We start from the raw sequence: 18309 nt of genomic DNA on the forward strand, positions 1-18309 counted from the left end.
GCCGCCTTGCCCTTCGGGAGCTTCTCCCGGCTCGGCACCACCGAAGTCCCGTCGCCCGACGGCGCCCCGGGCCCACCCGACCGACCCTCGTCCTCCGAGACCCAGCCGGCGAAGGCATCGAAGATACCCTCGCCGCTATCATTCGAAACCGGTGCCGCATAAGCGACTTGTGGCAGCGCGGTTCCGGCGACCGCCGAAACCACGAGGCAGGCTATCGCCCGCCCGTATCTAACTTTCACACCATTCCCTTCATAGGCGCCCCTCCCGCGCTTGGCGAATTGGGCGCACCGACGCGCCGGCGCGGGTACTCCGTCGCCGGTCACGGTGGATCTGACCTCGACCGGAACGCCTCAAGGCATGCCAAACCAGGCCACCTTCCGTTCGCGGAAGAATGGCCTCGCCAGAGGTGGGTGATCGTGGCGGGGGGATTCTCCAACACGGAGTTGATGACTCGTCAACCGTTTAGACATATAGGGCATTTCCCTGACAGGGCGATGGTGATCAGGGTAGCCATGTCCGACTTTTCCGCTGCCTGGCATTCGTTGAATCCGATGATGTATAACCCAGGTGAATTTCCATCGACAGAGAGTGCGGCCATGTCGACGACCGAACAGCCGGTAAGACCAGCAGGACCAGATGACTCCGAAACCCCGGATGTCATAAGGGTTCCCGGTGCCTGGACGGCCGCCGTTCGACCGCGGTGGAATCGCCGTCGCCCCGGTCTTGCTGCTCCCGTGCGGCGCGTTCCTCGCCTATGGAGTCATCGACTCCGATGACAAGCCGTCGGGCAAGCGGGCGACGACGCTCACCCAAGAGGTGGCCTACGACGTGCTCGGCGAGGGCGCGGCGCCATCTCCTACCGCGGGACCGGCGGAGGCAAGGCAGACGTCGTCCTGCCGTGGAGGAAGACCGTGAGCGTTCCTCTCGGCGCTTCCCCATCGCCATCGGGGCCTTCGGCCGGACCACGTGCAGCAGTGAACTCCCCACCCCCCGAAGCATCCACAGCCCCTGAAGGAGCCCAGTGACCCCGCACCTCTTCCGTTTCCGTCGTACGGCCAGGGTCGTGGCGGCCACCGCCGTCACCCTTGCGACCCTCGGTCTCACCTCCCCGGTGGCGCCGGCGGCGCAGATTCCGGCCGGAGTGCGGAGCATCGCGCTGCACGGTTCCGACCCCGCCCAGCGCGCGCTCTCCGCTCGGAGCACCGCGCCGTTCAGCATGCTCGGCGTCACCTGGGCCGACCCGCGCGCCGAACTCGGCGGAACGGCGCAGGTCCGTACCCGCGACAGCGTCACCGGTGTCTGGTCCGGCTGGCGTGAGCTCGAACTCGACATGCGTACGCCCGAGGTTGGGACCACCACCGAAACCGGCAGGGTGCGTGCCGGAACCCAGCCGCTGTGGACCGGGCCGTCCGACGGTGTCCAGGTCCGGGTGACCGGGCAGCACGGAAAGCTTTCGAAGCTGCCCGCCGGGCTGCGGGTGGAGCTGGTGGACCCAGAGACGGTCGCGGCCTCCGCCACGTCGTACGCCGCCACAACCGCTACGACGACGGCCACGGCCACGGCGAGCACGGCTCCGCAGCCCGCTGTCATCCCGCGTTCCGGCTGGAATGCCGACGAGTCGCTGGTGAAGGACCCGCCGACGTACACCACCGACACCAAGGTGGTGTTCGCCCACCACACTGCCGGCACCAACGACTACACCTGCGACCAGTCCCCGGACATCATCCGCGCGATCTTCCTGTACCACGTGCAGAGCCAGGGCTGGAACGACATCGGCTACCAGTTCCTCGTCGACAAGTGCGGCACCGTCTTCGAGGGTCGCGCGGGCGGCATCGACAAGCCGGTCCTCGGCGCGCAGACCTATGGCTTCAACACGGACACCACCGGCGTTGCCGTCCTCGGCAACTACAACGACGCGATCTCCTCGCAGCCCGTGCTCGACGCGGTGGCCGGGGTCGCCGCCTGGAAGCTCGGTCTGTACGGCTACGACGCCGCCGGCACCGTCGTCCTCGCCGCGGCCGCCGACAACGGCAAGTACACCAAGGGCCAGAAGGTCACCCTGAACCGGATCTCGGGCCACCGCGACGGCTACCCGACCGAGTGCCCCGGCAACAACCTGTATGCCGACCTGCCCGTCATCCGCACACTCGCCTCGGCGGCGCAGACGGGCTGACCTCGCCCGGAAACGACCGCACGGAAAAGGCTTGCCCGTCATTGGGGAAGGAAATGCACAACATGAAGAACACCTCAGCTCGATCCAAGATATCCGCCGCCTTCGCCGCTCTCGCTGCCGGCATCGGGCTGCTGGTCACCGCCACACCGGCTCACGCCGCCGAATACACGGTCACCAGCAACTGCGATGTTCCGTGGATCACCTGTTCCGAAGGCGACCTCTGGCTGCTGTACAACTCCAAGGAGTACGCCATCAAGGATGGCCGCTACGTCACCAGCTGGGCTGCCTTCTACGGGAACGTCTCCGATTATTGGGGAACGAGCCAGTACCAGGGGTCGACCCTGACGACGTACCGCTATGTGTTCAACGGGAACGGCAACGGGGCGTGGCAGTACGTGAAGAACAATGCGGCCTCGGTGCAGAACTGCTCCTACGCCGACAACTACCGCGTGTACTACAACTCGGGTTACGGCGGCACCTCGCAGTACTTCGCCCACAACGAGCCCTGGGGCGACTGCAATCTCACCAACCTGATCTCGGCGCTCAAGAACGAGAACGCGTCGCAGCACTTCGCCTGAGCCACCGCCCCTTGCTATCGTTCTCGTAGATCGGAACATCACTCATGACCTGGAACAAGCGCGCGGGCCTCGCCGCCGCGACCATGGCGGCGGCGACCGCCCTGCTCACCGGATGCGGCGCGGGGACCGCGACCGATGCCGGCACCACGCCGGTGGCGGAGAACAAGCCGATGGTGGACAAGGCGAACTGGCCCAAGGCGACTCCGGAGCGGGGTCTGGCCAAGGGCTTGTCCCTGCCGCTGGAGACGTACATGCAGACCTACCAGGACACCGTGGCCCTGGACCAGGCGTCGCGGAATCTCCAGGAGAAGTGCATGGCCGATTACGGCTTCTCCATCGAGCTGCCGCTGGCCGGTACGACTCCGCCGCCGAACGACAACGACGCCAACATGGAGCGCAGATACGGGCTCACCGACCGGCAGGCTGCTGCCCAGTACGGGTACGGGCTGCCCGAGGCGCTGACCCACCAGGTGCGGCAGAAGATGCCAGAGCTGACCGACGAACAGGTTCAGGTGCTGACCGGTCACTCCAAGCCCACCATGCCGAACACGCCCGGTGCGGCCCGGGCAGCCGAACCCGCCCCCGAGTCCTACAAGGGCAAGAAGATCCACAAGGGTGGTTGTTTCGGGTGGGCGAAGGGCAAGCTGACGCAGCCCACGCCCGAAGACCTGACGTTCGTCTCCGAGCTGAACGGAAACAGCTTCACCGAGTCCATGCAGGCCCCGGCCGTGAAGCAGGCCCTGGCCAGCTGGTCGCAGTGCATGAAGACCGAAGGCTACACGGCCGCCACCCCGTTCGAGGCGGCGGAGATCGTGCCGCACGCGGAAGGCGGGCCCGCGTCGAAGGAGGAGATCGCCGTCGCCATGGCGGAGATCGACTGCAAGGAAAAGACGGATCTGGTCGCGGTGTGGTTCGCCGAGGAGTCGAAGATCCAGAAGGCGCAGATCGCCGAGCACCAGGACAAGCTGAACGGTACCCGTACGCGCAACAGCAACGCAGTGGCTGCAGCCGACGCGGAGCTGGCCGGCTGATACCGGGCGCGGGGCGTGTCCTGGGCGCCATTCGACCAGAGCGTGAGACGGATCGAGTGCGGCAGGACATGGAATCAACGAGGCTCCCGCGCTGATGGGTTGAGACGTCGAACACCTCTCTCAACGGCACGGGAGCCTCGTGCGGCGCGGGCACAGGCCCCGTCACCCATCCAGCACACCGACACGACCGCCCCTCCGACCGCACCGGCCGTTCTGCTCGGCCGAACCCGCGCCCGCAGCATCTGCCACCTCGCTCACGGCCTCGGCGACGCGGATGGGCGACAGTCGAGGACGAGGCATGCTCCTGTGCTGCGTTGGACGGGGGTGCCCCGCCGTCAGTCCGTTCTTGGCCCGAAGCGCTTCTTGTAAGCCGACGGGGTGATGCCGGTCTCGCGGCGCATCGGCGCGCGCAAGTTGGCAGCGGTGCCAAGCCCGCTACGCCGTGCGACCACCTCAAAGCGGTACTCACCTCGCTCGATCAACCGGCAGGCCAGGGCGAGTCGTTCCCCTGTGAGCCATGTCAACGGTGTCGTTCCCAGCTGTGCCCGGAAGCGGCGATGCAGCGTCGCCGCACTGACCGCCGCACGTGCCGCAAGGTCGGAGACCGTGAGGGGGGAGCCCAATCGCTCCTGGGCCCAGGCCAAGGACCGGCGCCAAGGACTCGTCCGGCAGGTCGGGCATGGGGCGCTCCACGAACTGCCGTTGCCCGCCGTCCCGGTGCGCGGCGAAGACCAGACGCCGGCTCACAGAGTTGGCGACATCAGCACCGTGGTCGCGGCGGACCACATGCAGCCCGAGGTCGAGCGCGGCCGCGCTTCCCGCGGCGGTGAGGATGTCGCCGTCGTCCACGAACAGTACGTCTGATTCGAGGTGGACAGAGGGGAAGCGGGCACGGAAGGAATCCGCCCACTGCCAGTGCGCAGTGGCCCGGCGACCGTCGAGGACTCCGGCCTCGGCCAGTGTGAAGGCGCCGCTGCAGAAGCCGATCAGGCGCGTGCCGCGTGCGTGCGCCCGTCTGACGGCATCGAGCACGGCGGGACGGTGGGGTACCTCGGTGTCCGGCCGGTTGGGGACGATCAGGGTGTCCGCCGCGTCGGCCGCTTCCAAGCCGGCGACTCCCGTGAGCGTGAAGAATCCGTCTCGCGTCAGGGTGCGGGGCGCGGGGGAGCAGAGCCTGAAGTCGTGGAGATCACGACCGATCTCCGGTCTGCGCAGGCCGAAGACCTCGGTCGCGCAGCCGAGCTCGAAGGGGTTCGAGTTCTCGTCCACGATCACGACGACCCGGTGTACGCCCGCCGGGTGTACTGCGTGCGAGGATTCTTTCGCCACATGCAATTCCTGGCACTCGCGCCGACGATGCGATACGGCTCAGGATGAGCCCATGAGTAACGAACCCATCCCGCTCGGCAAGGCTCTGGTCTCCTTCGACGCCCTGTGGAGCCCCCGCATCGTCACGCGCGTCAACGACTACGACGTCCGCATCGCCAAGGTCGAGGGCGAACACATCTGGCACGTCCACGACGACACCGACGAGTTCTTCCTGGTGCTTGACGGAGAGCTGCACATCTCCTTGCGCGAGCCCGACGGCGAACGCACGGTCCTGCTCCCGAAGGGTGCGGTCTTCACCGTCCCCCGAGGCACGGAACACAAGCCGTACGCTCCGTCCGGCGCCGCACTCCTCATGTTCGAGCCCGCCGGGACACTGACCGTAGGCGACCGCCACGAGGAGGTCCCGGACCACGTGGACTCCACGACCGGACATCCACTCAACGTCTGAGCCGACAGGATTCGGGCATGCCCCATCCCGTGGCACCAGCACATCACAGGGTGGTTCCGTCAGCGGCTGTCGACCCGGCTGACCTTCCCGACCCGGCGCAGGTTGCCCGGCTTCTCGAGGCAGTTGCTCAGCAGCCGGGCGCGGCCCTCATCCGGCGACGCGCTTCAGCCGCATGGGTCTCGGTGTGACACCGGATGGCCGGCTGTTCCGGAACCAGGCCGGCCTCTACGCGGCTGTACTCCGGTGTGGACCCGGCCGAATGTTCCCGCCGCGTCGGCCAGAGCATCGAAGTTCTCTTCCGCCATTACGCCAAGTTTCTGGACGGTGTCCGGGAGCAGACCAACCGCCTCATCGAGCAGTCCATGGAAGAGCGGGACCGCGTCAGCCGGGGTGAGGCGCCTGCGGGGTGAGCCGGAGTCTTGGTCCGTGACTGGGCCGGAAGAGCTGGTCAGAGTGGGACACCGGTGGGATGAACGGGGACTTTCGAGGCAAGCGCACCCCCTCCCTGCTGCAGGGTTCGCGATCTGCCGGTCGCGGGCGGCCGTCACCCTGGGCACGTGAGCGGCCGAGCCGCTCCTGGAGGAGACCGGCGACCAGGCGGACGACCACCGCCACGACCAGGTGGTGCTCCGGCAGGAACCGGTCGTCCGCCGTTCGAGCCTCACCCCGCGCTGACCGGACCTGTCGGTCCGGGAGATCCGGCGTACATCTCGCTGACGAGTCGTCGACAGCCGCGTAGCACTTGAGGACGATCCCGCGTCCGTATGGAGGCGGACTTCTCGACCGAGAGGGAACCCCGGCCCGCGGTCGCCGTCTTGGTTCTCGTGTCGACTTGATCGTCGAGTCGACACGAGGAGGGGTGTGATGGCAGGTCAGGTGCGTAAGACGAGGCGGGCGAAGGCATCGGCGCCGGAGTACCAGGGTGCTCTCGAATCGTTGTCGGTGAACGCCTCACTGCCCGAGGTGCTGGCCCGGGGCATGGAGGAGCTGCGGACGGCGGAACGGGCCGGGGACCGGCGGGAGGAGGCGCGCTGCGGGCTGGCCGTGGCGGAGGCCTGCCGCAGGCTCGGGCGCATAGAGGAGGCCGACCGGGCGTGGAAGGCGAGCTACCGAGCGGCGCGTTCGGCCGGTCACGAGGGGGCCATGGCGTGGGCTCTGTGGAGCGGCGGCACGCTGGCCCGACAGCGGGGTGCGTTCAGGCTGGCGTACCGGTTGCTGAGGCTGGCCGCCGAGACGGGCGAGCGGGGCGGTGACGTCGTCGTGCGCGGCTACTCGCTGGCGGGGCTCGCCGAGACCGGGCGCATCCAGGGCGATTACGCGGCGGTGAGGAGGCTGCACGAGCAGCTGCTTGCCGAGGCCCGCCGCCGAGGCGAGGCCCGGCATACGGTGTGGGCGCTGGAGGGCATCGCGCAGATGCACCGCAACACCGGCGAATACGACGAGGCCCTGGCCCTGTTCGAGGAGGCGGCCGACACGGCGTCCCGAGCCGAGGACCGGCGCGGGTGGGCATGGGCGCTGCGCGGCATCGCGGACGTGGTGTCCGTGCGCGACGCCGACGTGGAGCGCGCCCTGTCGCTGCTGTCCCAGGCGGAGGAGGCCTGCCGGGAGATGCGGCTGTCCAGCGCGCTCGCCTACAACCACAAGATGCGCGGCAACGTGCTGTACCGGGCGGGCCGATACGAGCAGGCCCGTGAGATGTACGCGCTGGCCCTTGAGGAGTTCCAGGAGATGGACGAGCCGCGCGGGACGGCGCTGTCGCGACTGGGGCTGGTCAAGGCCTCCGCCCATCTGGGCCGCGACGCCGCGCACACTGCCGCGGACCTGGCCGAACTGCGCTCGACGCTGGACCGTATCGGGCTGCGGCATGCCCGGGACATGGTGGACAAGGCAGCGGCCGAACTGGGGGTCGGGCCGCTGCCGGACCACGGCGGCCACGAGCAGGGCTCCGCGAGGCCCGTGCTGCCGGCGGTCGGGGCCGAGGCGCTTCAGGCCGCCGATGTGGAGGGCCTGCGGTGAGCACCGTCCCGACACCGTTCTCGTCTGTGTGCTCGCCGGGCGCTGCAGTCGTGGCCACGGTGCGTTCCTCTCGTGATCACGACATTGATCGCGAGATTGATCACGACGTCGATCACGACGCAGCGCCGGCCCGTGTCCTGGAGCGTTGTCGTGAACTCGTCCGGCCTGCGCTGGTGGAGGCGGTGGGCAGCCTCCATCCGTGGACCGGTGAGATGGCGGCGTACGCGCTGGGTTGGTCCGACATGGCCGGTACTCCGGATTCCGGCGGATCCGAGGGCAAGGGAGTGCGCCAGGCGTTCGCCGTGCTCGGGGCGGAGGCGGTCGGGGCTGATGGCGCGGAGGCCGTTCCCGGCGCCGTGGCCGTCGAACTCGTGCACACCTTCTCGCTCCTCCACGACGACATCATGGACGGCGACGCCCTGCGCCGGCAGCGGCCTGCGGCGTGGAAGGCATACGGGACCGGCCCGGCCGTTCTCGCCGGCGACGCGCTTCTCGCCCAGGCCGTGACCACCCTGGCCGAGGCCCCGGGCCGGCACGCGGCGTCCGCGGTCCGCTGCTTCTGCCGGACCCTGAACGCGCTGGTGTCCGGCCAGGCGCAGGACCTGCGCTTTGAACACCGTCCGTGGTACGGCCCCGGCGCAGTCGGACTGGACCAGTACCGGTCGATGGCCGAACACAAGACAGGCGCCCTGCTGGGCTGCGCCGTTGCGCTCGGCGCGGTCCTCGGCGGCGCCCCCGACCGGACCGTGACCACGCTCGAACGGGCGGGCCGCCATCTCGGCCTCGCCTTCCAGGCGGTGGACGACATCCTCGGCATCTGGGGCGACCCCGCCGTGACCGGCAAACCCGTCTACGCCGACCTGCGCAGGGGCAAGAAGACCTACCCGATGCTCGCCGCACTGGCAGGTGGAGGCAGGGCCGCGTACGAACTGGCGGCGCTGCTCGACCCTCCCCAGCTGCTCGACCACGAGGCCGCCGCACACGTCGCGGCACTCGTGGAGGAGCTGGGCGGGCGGACCGCGACCCGCGACGAAGCGCGCCGGCACCTGGACACCGCCCGCCGCGCGCTGCGCGACGTGTCCCTCGCGCACACCGCCGTAAAGCAATTGGACAGGCTGTTCACGTACGTGCTCGACCGGACCAGGTGATCACCGTTCCGCCTTGGTGATCACCCCGTCGGTGACGGCTCGACGACGGGGGCCCGCAGCGGAGCGCGGAAGGACAGCGGACCGAGAGTGGGCGCCACCGCCGCCTCCGTACGCGCCGGGGCCGCGCCCGGGCAGCGGTGGCGCCCCACGCCGAGGGCGAGGTGGTGGCGGATGTTCGCGCGGCCGGGAACCATCTGCCCAGGGGAGTCGAAGACGGCCGGGTCCGAGCCGCTGCCCATGAGTATCAGCAGCAGCTCGGCACCGGCGGGGAGTTCCACACCGCCGCCCAGCTCCAGCGGGCGTGCGGTGACCCGGCACCACGAGGCGACGGGTGGCTCGCGCCGCAGCGCTTCCTCGACTCACGCCCCGGCGAAGCCCTCGTCACGGGTGGTGCGCGGCCACACCCCGGGCTCGGCGAGCGCACGGCGCAGGACGGTGGAGATGGGCCGGCCGGTCGTGGCATGCCCGGCAACGAAGACGAAGAAGACGGCGCCGACCACCGTCTTCGGGTCGAGCAGGGACCCGTCGGGCAGGCGGTGGCGGGCCGGCGCCCGGACGAAGCTGTCCGTCGACGCCATCGGGTCGTTCACGAGTTCCATCAGCGTGTGCGCGAACCCGGAGAAGAGGTCGTTCTCGCCCGTCGCGTCGAGCTCTGCCCGTACCGTGTCGAGGAGCCCGTCGGCGATCCGCTCGATCACCGGCACCACTGCCGCCATCCGCGGGCGTCGAAGAAGCGCATGACGACGCGCCGCAGGCCCGCGTGGTTCTCGGACGCGTTGTCGGCGAGTGCGGGGCGCAGCCTGGAGGCGGCCGGGGCGAGGGGCCGCAGCACCGGAACGCCCAGGAGAGTGACCGCTTGTTGAGCGTTGTCGGGTCGGAAGCCGGCCGGATCGAGCAGCATCCGGCGGACGTCCCCATACCGGCTGACGAGCCACAGCCCGTGGCGGCGTCATGGTGGACCGGCGCGCGTTCGACCTGGCAGCTGCCCGTGCCCCCCCGCCATCGGACCGGCGATGCCCGTCCGATGAGCCGGAGACGCCTGGCACAGGGTCTGTCAGGTTCGCAAGCCGCACATCGGTCTTCGTACGGAAGAGCCTGACCTGCACACCCCGCTCGCTGAGGTGTTGTCCGTTACGCTGCTCGCGCTGGTGCCGGCCTTGTGGGGTCAACAGGCCCTTCGGCCGGCCGGAGGCCGTCGTCGCGGTTCCGGCGGCAGCCCCCGCCTTCCGCAACGCGGAACTGGAGGCCGACACGACAGCGATGCGAAGACACGTCACTCTCCATCTCGTGGTGGATCAGGCTCACTGGCGGACGTGGTGCATCGGTGCCCGAGCGCCCGCCCGATCAAGCTGAACGATCGCCCTGCGCGCCGACGTCTCCACACCTCGTCCTGATGAGCTGTGGGCTCTGGGAACACGAATGGCGCGACCGAGGTCGTGCCGAGTCCCGGCTGAGGCTGAGACCGATGTGCAGGCCCTCCATGGAGGGAGCATCGATTCGCTCGGGCCGGATGAGAACGGTTCGCCTCGACGACGCTGCAGCAACCCGTCCCGGAGGGCCGAGGGCGGCCTTCGCGGCCGCCTCGTCCTGCTCCTCGATGCGACCGCGAAACGACTCCTGGCCCGCGACTGGGCAGGCAAGGCTCTTCCGTCAACCGTCAGGAGCGGAGGCGCGGAGAAGCCGACGCAGGCGATGAGATGCCGCGCCGTCCCGAGCCTCGCGAAGAGGCTCAGAAGAACCCGGGCTTCTTCGGTGAGTAGCTGACCAGCAGCTTCTTCGTCTGCTGGTGGTACGGGCGGGGCATCCTCCTGACCAGCACGAATGACCCTCCAGTTCGGCAGCGGACTTCGCCCCGCACGCGACACACGACCAGGCCGCACTCTCCCAGCCTGATCGAATGCCTCCGCCTCTTCCCAGCCGGAGGGTCGTTCCACCTCGTTGGCGCTTCCCGTTGAGTCGGAGTGCAGAGTTGACGGCACGACCCGCGGGCCAAGCGTGCGCGGGACGAAGAGGGAGGACACATCCATGGCACAGGCCCATCGGCCGACCCGCACCAACTCCGGCGCCCGTTCCCCGGGAGCGGGTCCGGCCAACGAGCGGAACTGGCTTCTCCGGCTGGGCGCGCCGCCCGTCGCGGCGACCGCGATGACGGCGACCGTCGCGCTCTACACGGCCCTGGTCGCCTTTGGGAACATCATGGACTTCGGGACCAACCAGCAGTTCGTCCAGCACGTCCTGAGCATGGACACCACGTTCAAGGACCCCGACCTGATGTGGCGTGCGATCGAATCCCCCGCCCTCCAGAACGCCGCCTACGTTGCCGTCATCGTCTGGGAGGCACTGGCCGCGGTGGTTCTCCTCGCCGCCACCTGGTTCTGGATCACGGGGCTGCGCCGCGACGCGTACGACCGCGCCCGCGCGGCAAGCACGGTGGGCCTGGTGATGGTGCTGCTGCTCTTCGGGGTGGGCTTCCTCGCGATCGGCGGCGAGTGGTTCGCCATGTGGCAGTCGTCCGACTGGAACGGTCTGGACGCCGCGGCCCGCAACAGTGCGCTGGCCGCCTTCACGCTCCTCGTGGTGCACCTGCCCCGTGTTCGCCCGGCGGATGCCGACCGGACCTGACGCGCCTTGCGCCGTACGGTGTCCGCGGTCTGCCCGTTCCCGGCGACGAGGGTCGTGGCGGTGGAAGCGCGTTCAGCAAGGAGGGCGGTCTTCCCACGGCGCATCCGCGACCGCCTTGAACGGGGTTCTGGTAGAGGTCTGCCTTGTCCGGACGACTTCAGCGAGTCCCGCAGTCGGTCATGCGTTCGGACGCCGTTCACGCTCCGCGCTCGGGTGCAGGGGCGCCCGACCGGCGGTTCGACTGTCGTCAGGCCCCGGCGGCCGCACGCCGGATCGCGTCGAGCGTGCGCGCCACATCGTCGTCGGTGGTCGACCAGTTGCTCACCGAGATCCGCATGACGCGTCTGCCGTGCCAGGTGGAGCCGCTGATCCACGCCGTGCCGTCGTCGAGCAGCCGGGCGAGCACCCGGTCGGTGCGTCCGTCGCTGCCGAACTCGGCGCAGACCTGCGTGAACGCGACCTCGTTGAGAACGGTCGCGCCGTCGATCTCGGCGATGCCGGCAGCGAACGCGGAGGCGTGGCGACACAGCCGCTCGACGAGGTCGGAGACGCCTGATCGGCCGAGGGACCTGAGGGCGGCCCACACGGTGAACGCTCTGCCACGCCGCGAGAGTTCGGGCACCTTGTCGATGGGGTCGCCGTGCTCGTGCTGGATGAGGTAGTCGCCACGCTGGCCCATCGCCGCCCGGACCGCGGACGCGTCGCGCACGATCGCGAGTCCGCAGTCGTAGGGGACGTTCAACGTCTTGTGGGCGTCCGTCGCCCAGGAGTCCGCGTCCGCACAGCCGGCCGTCAGGTGGGCGCAGCGCGGCGAGGCGGCTGCCCACAGTCCGAACGCGCCGTCGACATGGACCCAGGCGTCTGCCTCGCGCGCCGCACGGATGCTCGCGGCGAAAGGATCGAAGGCGCCGGAATGGATGTCGCCGGCCTGCAGGATCACGATCGTGGGGCTCTCTCCGCCGGCCGTCAGTGTCCTGTGCAGGGCCTCGGGCTCGATGCGTCCTTGATTGTCCGCCGCCACCAGGTCGGGCCGACCGAGCCCGAGGTAGCGCAAGGCCAGGTCGATGGCCATGTGCCGGGACTCGCCGGCGATGACACGCACGGGCGGGCCACCCGTGAGGCCGTCGCGGGCGACGTTCCAGCCGGTGCGCCGCAGCACCGTGTCCCGCCCGGCGGCGAGGCACGTGAAGTTCGCCATCGTCGCACCCGTGGTGAAGCCCACGGAGCTGTCCCTCGGCAGGTCGAGCAGATCGAGCAACCAGGCGCCGGCGATCTCCTCCGCCGCCGCGTACGCGGGCGAGACGGTGCGCATCACACAATTCTGGTCCCAGGCGCTGACCAGCCAGTCAGCAGCCAGCGCGGCCGGCTCGGTGCCGCCCACCACGAACCCGTAGAAGCGGCCGCTGGGGAACGCGGTGAGCCCCGGCTCACAGGCCGTGGCCAGCAGGTCGACGACGTCGGCGGGCGTGCTGGGGCCGGCAGGCAGTTCGGCACCGAGCGCGCTCACGATTGCGTCGACCGAAGCGCGGGCGGGAATCCGGCGGTCGGCCAGGCTCGCCAGCCACCGGACAGCATGCTCGTACGCCTGTCGGAGCGCCGCCTCACGCGCGTCCATACTTCGGACTATGCGACCGTCGCCGCCGCCCCGCAAGCCGACCGCGGACGGGGTCCCTCGCAAGATCCGGAGGGAGGGTCCGGATGCGTTCCGCCTGCCGTGGAACTGACGAGCAGCCTGAGGAGCGGGGACCTACCGGGTGTTCACCGCGGATTGCGTCGATCCCCTGGAAGTCTTGCGCTCGCACGGCTCCTCGGCGCGACGGTCCCCGTACGCGCCGCTCGGCGGAGAGACGCGGCGGCGTCCGCCCTCGGGCCTGAGGGGACCGAGGGCGGGACGTGTGGGGTTCGCGGGCGTCACGGAGCCCTCTCGTACGCGCCCGACAGGGGCCAGAGGTGCCGTGGCGCGACGAGGAGGCGGACCAGGGCCTGGATTCAGCTGGTGCGCCGCAAGGGCGGCGGGGTCCAGTCGCCGGTGAGGGCGGGCTGCTTGGGCCAGTACAGGCGCAGGAAGACGTTGAAGCTGCCTGCGGGGGCGGGTAGCCAGTTGTTCTCGCGGTCGGTTCCGGGACTGTCGTGCTGGACGTGGATGTCCAGGGAGCCGTCGGGGTTGGTCCGCATGCCGCTGCGGTCGCCGATCGCGTAGCGGTTCAGCGCGTTGTCGGCGAAGAGCTGACGCTCGTTCATCATCGTGAGGGACCAGAAGCCGTCGACGGGCGGGGTGTCGCCGGCTTCGAAGTGCAGCACATAGGTGTGGGCACCGTCGAGGGGCCGGCCGTCGGCGTCGGTGGTGGCGTGCGGGTACAGGGCGTCGGCGTCGAGGTTGGCTCCGTACCCGAACCGGGTGATGACCGCGCGCTTGGCGTAGTCGGTTCCGTAGTCACCCAGGCCTCGGTGCACGGTCCACCCACCCGAGTTCGCGGACTCCGCTCGGGCGAGCAGATCGCGCAGGGCCTCCGGGCCGCGTCGCGCACCCGCGTCCAGGGTGGCGAGCTCCTCCGAGGACAGATCGTCCAGGCTCGCGCCGGGCGCGATGCCGAGTTTGGCGAAGCGACCCAGGAACGGGGCATCGGCGGGGTCGGGCGGGTTGTCCACCATCATCCGGTTGAGGAGAGTGAAGTACTCGCGCCCGCTGAGAGCGTGGACCTTGTCGACGGGCGGCGTCGTGGTGTCGGCGCCGGCGGGAACAGGCACGTCGGTGGGAGGGGTGTAGTCGGCGGGTTCTCCGGTCCACTCCGACAGCGGGATCAGCCGTGTGTCGTCCTGGAGCCGGTTGACGGCGGGGAAATCCGACGGGCCGCTCGTCGCGTACCGGGCGATGATCCAGTTCACGGTGGTGGGCGACTTCAACAGGGTCAGGCCGGACGGGGTCGCTCCCGACCACGACGGCCCGGCGATCAAGAACGGGCCCGCGGACGGGCCGTTCTCGCGTCGGCCGACGACGGCGCAGACATCGGACCAGGCGTCCAGGATCGGGACCATCCAGAATCGGTCGCCGAACTCGGGCAGGGTCAGCACCAGAGGCTGCTCGGACAGATCGAGCCAGGCACTGGAGTACAGGGTGTCGGCGTTCGGCGAGACGACCTCGGTGAAGGAGGCGTCCGGGGTGGCCCGCATGTAGCAGAACTGGTTGATCGGGGCTTTCCGACGCGCGTCGTCGCGGGCCGGAACCGCCGTCATGGAACCCTTGGTCATGGCCGCCGTGACCAGCGGGTACCCGTAGATCCACGCCTCCGTGGCCAGTTCCTCAAGCGACTCGTCTGCCATCGGCTTCTCCCAGGTGCTCTGCGAACTCCGTCGGCCCGACGCTACGAGCGCCCACTGCCTCCTGCGCGGCGGGTCCGCCGAACGGGCGACGCAGACGGCAGACGTCGGATCTGACCGGCGACGAGCGGTGTCGCCCCTCCGCCCAGGCGCAGGAGGCCGCTGACGGCCTTCACCTCGCGCGAGAGGGCGGCCGACGCCCTTGCTGCGCGGGGTCGGGTACGGACGGACGTGTGGGGGCCCACTACGAGGGGTACTTCCCGCCGATGCCCTGGTGGTCGGGCTGCTGCGCGATGGCCCGGCGGGTCGGGTCGGTGAACTCCCGGTCGATCTCCCCCCGCAGCAGGCTGATCTCCGCTCGTACAGCGGCGTGCTGCGACGGCGGCAGGGCGTCGAGCAGGCCGTCGAGCATGGCGTGGAGCCGACGGCAGACCTGCACGGACGACCTTCCGTACTCGCGGATCTCGCACACGGCGAGCTGAAGGAAGTTCTCCCAGTCACGCCCCGGGAGTACGAGCCGGGCGTGCTCGTGGCGATCGGCCAGCACATAGCGACCGGGGAGGCGTGTGCTGCCGACCGTGTGCAGGAAGGACTCGATGTAATTGATCACCTGCACCGCGGTCGTAGGGTCGTTCACCGCGGGGGAGAGGGCCCTGATGGCGATGTCGACGAGGACCCTCAGGGCGAATGCGGGGTCCTGATCGATGGTGCGCTCGGCCCCGAGGGCGACGAGACCGGTCACCCGGTCCGGGTCCGGTCGTGACGTGCCCCCGTGGACCTCGATGAGGACAGTGCCGGGCGGTACGAAGTCGCCGATCAGCCGGGTCGCGACGAAGACGCAGTCGTGGCGCGCCGCCTCCGCGACCAGCGCGGCCGTGTTGAACGCCTGGATGGCTCCACCGCGTCCGGTACGAATGTGCATCACCGGACCGTCGGGCGACACGGTTCCGTCTCCGCGCGGTGCCGCGTCCCGGACCGCCGCGGCCCCGCTCGTGAAGACGGCCTCTCCCATGCGGGTGACCAGTTCGGCGACGGCCACCGGTCTGAGGCTGTGGGTGAACCTGTTGAGGTAGATGAGCAGGAGTACGAGGCTGACGGCCACCGCCACGCCGGCCAGGGTGACCCCGAGGTCGGGGACGGTGTCGGTCTCGACGCTGCGCAGCAAGGAGAACGAGAACGCGAACGTCCCGGTGAAGGTCGCCAGCACCGCTTTCTGCAGCCGGTCCCGGTACCACAGGCGCATATACCGAGGGGAGAGGGTTCCCGTCGCCTGTTGCACGACGAGGACGCCGATGGTGACGACGAATCCGAGCAACGCCACCATCGCCCCCACGATGGCGGAGAGCACACCGCTCGCCGTCGTCGCGGAGTAGTGCCAGCTGCTGGGCAGCCAGTCCGCGCTGTCGGCGGTGACCGCGAGCTCAGCGAGAAGGACACCGAGCAAGATACCGAACATCGGCACGATCCACAGGCTTGCCTTGACGTATTGCCGCAGCCTGAATCTGGCTGCCCAGGACGTCAGGACACCCACGTCACGTCTCCTTCACCCGGAGGAGTCCGGTGCTCATGAGGCACACGAGACCGCGGGCTCCCTCAGCGGGAGCGCCGCAACCTCACGGTAGAGCCCTTCTCGGAGCGGCGCAGCGGTGGAGCTCCCGTCATCGCCCGGTGCTACTCGCTCGCCAGGACGGGACGACACCGTCGGCCTAAGCTGGCCGAATGGTGCCTGGAGCACCTCGGGCGCTTCGTAGCGGTGCCCGATCGTTGTCTGACGGGGCCGAAAGGGGCTCAAGATGGACGACTACCCCCTGATCGAGAACCACGGCCTGATCGGTGATCTGCAGACCGCTGCCCTCGTGACCACCGATGCGACGATCGACTGGTTCTGCTGTCCGCGCTTCGATTCGGCCAGCGTCTTCGGCGCTCTGCTCGACCGGCGGAAGGGAGGCCACTTCACCGTCAGGCCGGCGGCGGACGCGTACACCACCAAGCAGCTCTACCACCCGGACACCGCGGTTCTGGTGACGCGTTTCATGACCGAGGCCGGGGCGGGCGAGGTGGTCGACTTCATGCCGGTGACCGGCACGACGGCGACCGACCGGCACCGTCTGGTCCGCATGCTGCGCTGCGTGCGGGGCAGCATGACCTTCGAAGGCGAGATCGCTCCGCGCTTCGACTACGGGCGCAAGCCGCACAAGCTGCACATCACGGAGCACGGAGCCCTGTTCACCTCGGAGGACCTGGACCTCGCGGTCCACGCCGTCCGTGAGCCGCAGGACGACCGGCTGCTGACCAGCCTCTCGGGTGACGAGGACCTCCGCTTCAGTCTGACCCTGCAGGCGGGGCAGCAGCGCGGCATCGTCATGGAGTCGTCCCCCGCCGGGCCGCCGCACGAGGTCCGCTTGGCGGAGTTCGAGCAGCTCTTCGACGAGACGGTCGGCTTCTGGCGCTCGTGGCTCGGTCAGTCCACCTACTCGGGTCGTTGGCGGGAGGCGGTGGAACGTTCGGCCGTGGCGCTGAAGCTCATGACCTACGCACCGACGGGTGCCCTGGTCGCCGCACCGACGACGGGTCTGCCGGAGCAACTGGGGGGAGAGCGCAACTGGGACTACCGGTTCACCTGGATCCGTGACGCGTCGTTCTCGGTGTACGCCTTGCTGGGACTGGGCTTCAAGGAAGAGGCGTCCGCGTTCATCGGCTGGCTGCACGACCGGGTCAAGGAGAAGGCCGGCGAGGGGAACGGCACCGGGCCACTGAACATCATGTACCGCGTCGACGGCACCTCCGACCTGGTCGAGGAGACCCTGGACCACTGGGAGGGGTACCGCGGTTCCGCGCCGGTCCGCATCGGCAACGGAGCCGCGAGCCAGCTGCAACTGGACATCTACGGCGAGGCGCTCGACAGCATCTACTTCGCGCACCAGCACGGCATGCATCTCGACACCGGGGGCTGGACCGCGCTGCACACGCTGCTCGACTGGTTGGTCGACAACTGGGACCAGCCCGGAGAAGGGCTGTGGGAGACCCGCGGCGGCCGGAAGGACTTCACCTACGGCCGCGTGATGTCCTGGGTCGCCTTCGACCGCGCCCTGCGGATCGCCTACGACGACGGCCGTCCCGCGGCCGGCGGCCGCTGGGTGGACGCGCGCGACGAGATCTACGCGCAGGTCCTCAGCCGGGGATGGGACCCCGAGAAGCAGGCCTTCGTGCAGCATTACGGCGACGACGTGCTCGACTCGTCGTTGCTGCGCATGCCGACGGTCGGCTTCATCACGCCGGACGATCCGAAGTGGAAGACCACCCTTGAGGCGATGGACCGTGAGCTGGTCAGTGACAGCCTGGTCTACCGCTACAATCCCGAGGCGTCACCCGACGGACTGCGCGGCTCAGAGGGCACCTTCTCCCTGTGCACGTTCATGTACGTCGACGCCCTGGCGCGGGCCGGACACACCGACATGGCCCGGCTGGTGCTGGAGAAGATGCTCACCTACGCCAACCACCTGGGTCTGTACTCCGAGGAGATCGCCCTGACGGGGCAACAGCTGGGCAACTTCCCCCAGGCCTTCACGCACCTGGCCCTGATCGACGCGGCCATCACCCTGGACGCGAAGCTCAGGGGAGCACGCGGGGGCGGGAGGTAGACGCA

14 protein-coding genes and 1 pseudogene are annotated in these 18309 nt (G+C 69.5%); 8 read left to right on the top strand and 7 right to left on the bottom strand.

The genetic code is table 11. The annotated features are described in order from the left end of the window. The first annotated feature begins 1021 nt into the window (after window positions 1-1021). The 3 genes from ACFYX3_RS28925 to ACFYX3_RS28935 all read left to right on the top strand — a co-directional run bounded on the left by ACFYX3_RS28925 (window position 1022) and on the right by ACFYX3_RS28935 (window position 3782). Window positions 1022-2173 (top strand): peptidoglycan recognition protein, encoded by a 1152-nt coding sequence (locus tag ACFYX3_RS28925; RefSeq protein WP_389019262.1) that lies wholly within the window; start codon window positions 1022-1024, stop codon window positions 2171-2173. A 62-nt stretch (window positions 2174-2235) separates the two neighbouring features. Beyond that, window positions 2236-2751: a hypothetical protein gene (locus tag ACFYX3_RS28930; RefSeq protein WP_389019265.1), complete on the top strand. Its 516-nt coding sequence runs from the start codon at window positions 2236-2238 to the stop codon at window positions 2749-2751. A gap of 44 nt (window positions 2752-2795) precedes the next feature. Then, window positions 2796-3782, top strand: a complete 987-nt coding sequence (locus tag ACFYX3_RS28935) for a hypothetical protein (protein ID WP_389019268.1) — start codon at window positions 2796-2798, stop codon at window positions 3780-3782. A 335-nt stretch (window positions 3783-4117) separates the two neighbouring features. Here the strand turns inward: ACFYX3_RS28935 and ACFYX3_RS28940 are convergent. Further along, window positions 4118-5111, bottom strand: a pseudogene (locus tag ACFYX3_RS28940) (helix-turn-helix domain-containing protein). A 52-nt stretch (window positions 5112-5163) separates the two neighbouring features. Here ACFYX3_RS28940 and ACFYX3_RS28945 point away from each other — a divergent pair. The 3 genes from ACFYX3_RS28945 (at window position 5164) to ACFYX3_RS28955 (ending at window position 8723) form a co-directional block, all read left to right on the top strand. Continuing rightward, window positions 5164-5559 carry a cupin domain-containing protein gene (locus tag ACFYX3_RS28945; protein WP_389019271.1) on the top strand — a complete coding sequence of 132 codons (396 nt, stop codon included), beginning with the start codon at window positions 5164-5166 and terminating at the stop codon, window positions 5557-5559. An 864-nt stretch (window positions 5560-6423) separates the two neighbouring features. Next, a complete protein-coding gene (locus tag ACFYX3_RS28950) occupies window positions 6424-7575 on the top strand; it encodes a tetratricopeptide repeat protein (protein ID WP_389019274.1) in 1152 nt (383 codons plus the stop codon). Between the two features lie 83 nt (window positions 7576-7658). Then, window positions 7659-8723 carry a polyprenyl synthetase family protein gene (locus tag ACFYX3_RS28955; RefSeq protein WP_389019743.1) on the top strand — a complete coding sequence of 355 codons (1065 nt, stop codon included), beginning with the start codon at window positions 7659-7661 and terminating at the stop codon, window positions 8721-8723. Window positions 8724-8743: 20 nt separating this feature from the next. On the opposite strand, the gene ACFYX3_RS28960 is transcribed toward ACFYX3_RS28955, so the two are convergent. The 3 genes from ACFYX3_RS28960 to ACFYX3_RS28970 are packed head-to-tail and all read right to left on the bottom strand — an operon-like array spanning window position 8744 to window position 9624. Next, window positions 8744-9070: a cytochrome P450 gene (locus tag ACFYX3_RS28960; protein ID WP_389019746.1), complete on the bottom strand. Its 327-nt coding sequence runs from the start codon at window positions 9068-9070 to the stop codon at window positions 8744-8746. 12 nt (window positions 9071-9082) lie between these two features. After that, window positions 9083-9439 carry a hypothetical protein gene (locus ACFYX3_RS28965; protein ID WP_389019278.1) on the bottom strand — a complete coding sequence of 119 codons (357 nt, stop codon included), beginning with the start codon at window positions 9437-9439 and terminating at the stop codon, window positions 9083-9085. Then, window positions 9418-9624, bottom strand: coding sequence for a hypothetical protein (locus ACFYX3_RS28970; RefSeq protein ID WP_389019281.1), 207 nt, complete (start codon window positions 9622-9624; stop codon window positions 9418-9420). The genes ACFYX3_RS28965 and ACFYX3_RS28970 overlap by 22 nt, the downstream gene beginning before the upstream one ends. A 1244-nt stretch (window positions 9625-10868) precedes the next feature. Here ACFYX3_RS28970 and ACFYX3_RS28975 point away from each other — a divergent pair. Then, window positions 10869-11345, top strand: coding sequence for a DUF2165 domain-containing protein (locus tag ACFYX3_RS28975; RefSeq protein WP_389019750.1), 477 nt, complete (start codon window positions 10869-10871; stop codon window positions 11343-11345). A 247-nt stretch (window positions 11346-11592) separates the two neighbouring features. Here the strand turns inward: ACFYX3_RS28975 and ACFYX3_RS28980 are convergent, their stop codons facing one another. The 3 genes from ACFYX3_RS28980 to ACFYX3_RS28990 all read right to left on the bottom strand — a co-directional run bounded on the left by ACFYX3_RS28980 (window position 11593) and on the right by ACFYX3_RS28990 (window position 16194). Beyond that, window positions 11593-12960 carry a pyridoxal phosphate-dependent decarboxylase family protein gene (locus ACFYX3_RS28980; protein WP_389019284.1) on the bottom strand — a complete coding sequence of 456 codons (1368 nt, stop codon included), beginning with the start codon at window positions 12958-12960 and terminating at the stop codon, window positions 11593-11595. A gap of 374 nt (window positions 12961-13334) precedes the next feature. Beyond that, the gene (locus ACFYX3_RS28985) at window positions 13335-14666 is read right to left on the bottom strand and encodes a DUF1254 domain-containing protein (protein ID WP_389019287.1); all 1332 of its coding nucleotides are present in this window, start codon (window positions 14664-14666) and stop codon (window positions 13335-13337) included. A gap of 241 nt (window positions 14667-14907) precedes the next feature. Continuing rightward, window positions 14908-16194 carry a DUF2254 domain-containing protein gene (locus ACFYX3_RS28990; protein ID WP_389019290.1) on the bottom strand — a complete coding sequence of 429 codons (1287 nt, stop codon included), beginning with the start codon at window positions 16192-16194 and terminating at the stop codon, window positions 14908-14910. A 262-nt stretch (window positions 16195-16456) separates the two neighbouring features. On the opposite strand from ACFYX3_RS28990, the gene ACFYX3_RS28995 reads away from it, so the two are divergent. Continuing rightward, entirely contained in the window at window positions 16457-18304 is a 1848-nt protein-coding gene (locus tag ACFYX3_RS28995; RefSeq protein WP_389019293.1) for a glycoside hydrolase family 15 protein, read from the top strand. The last annotated feature ends 5 nt before the right edge of the window (window positions 18305-18309 follow it).

Source organism: Streptomyces sp. NPDC002463 (assembly GCF_042889835.1).
In the GTDB taxonomy this organism is placed as follows: Bacteria; Actinomycetota; Actinomycetes; order Streptomycetales; family Streptomycetaceae; genus Streptomyces; species Streptomyces nymphaeiformis.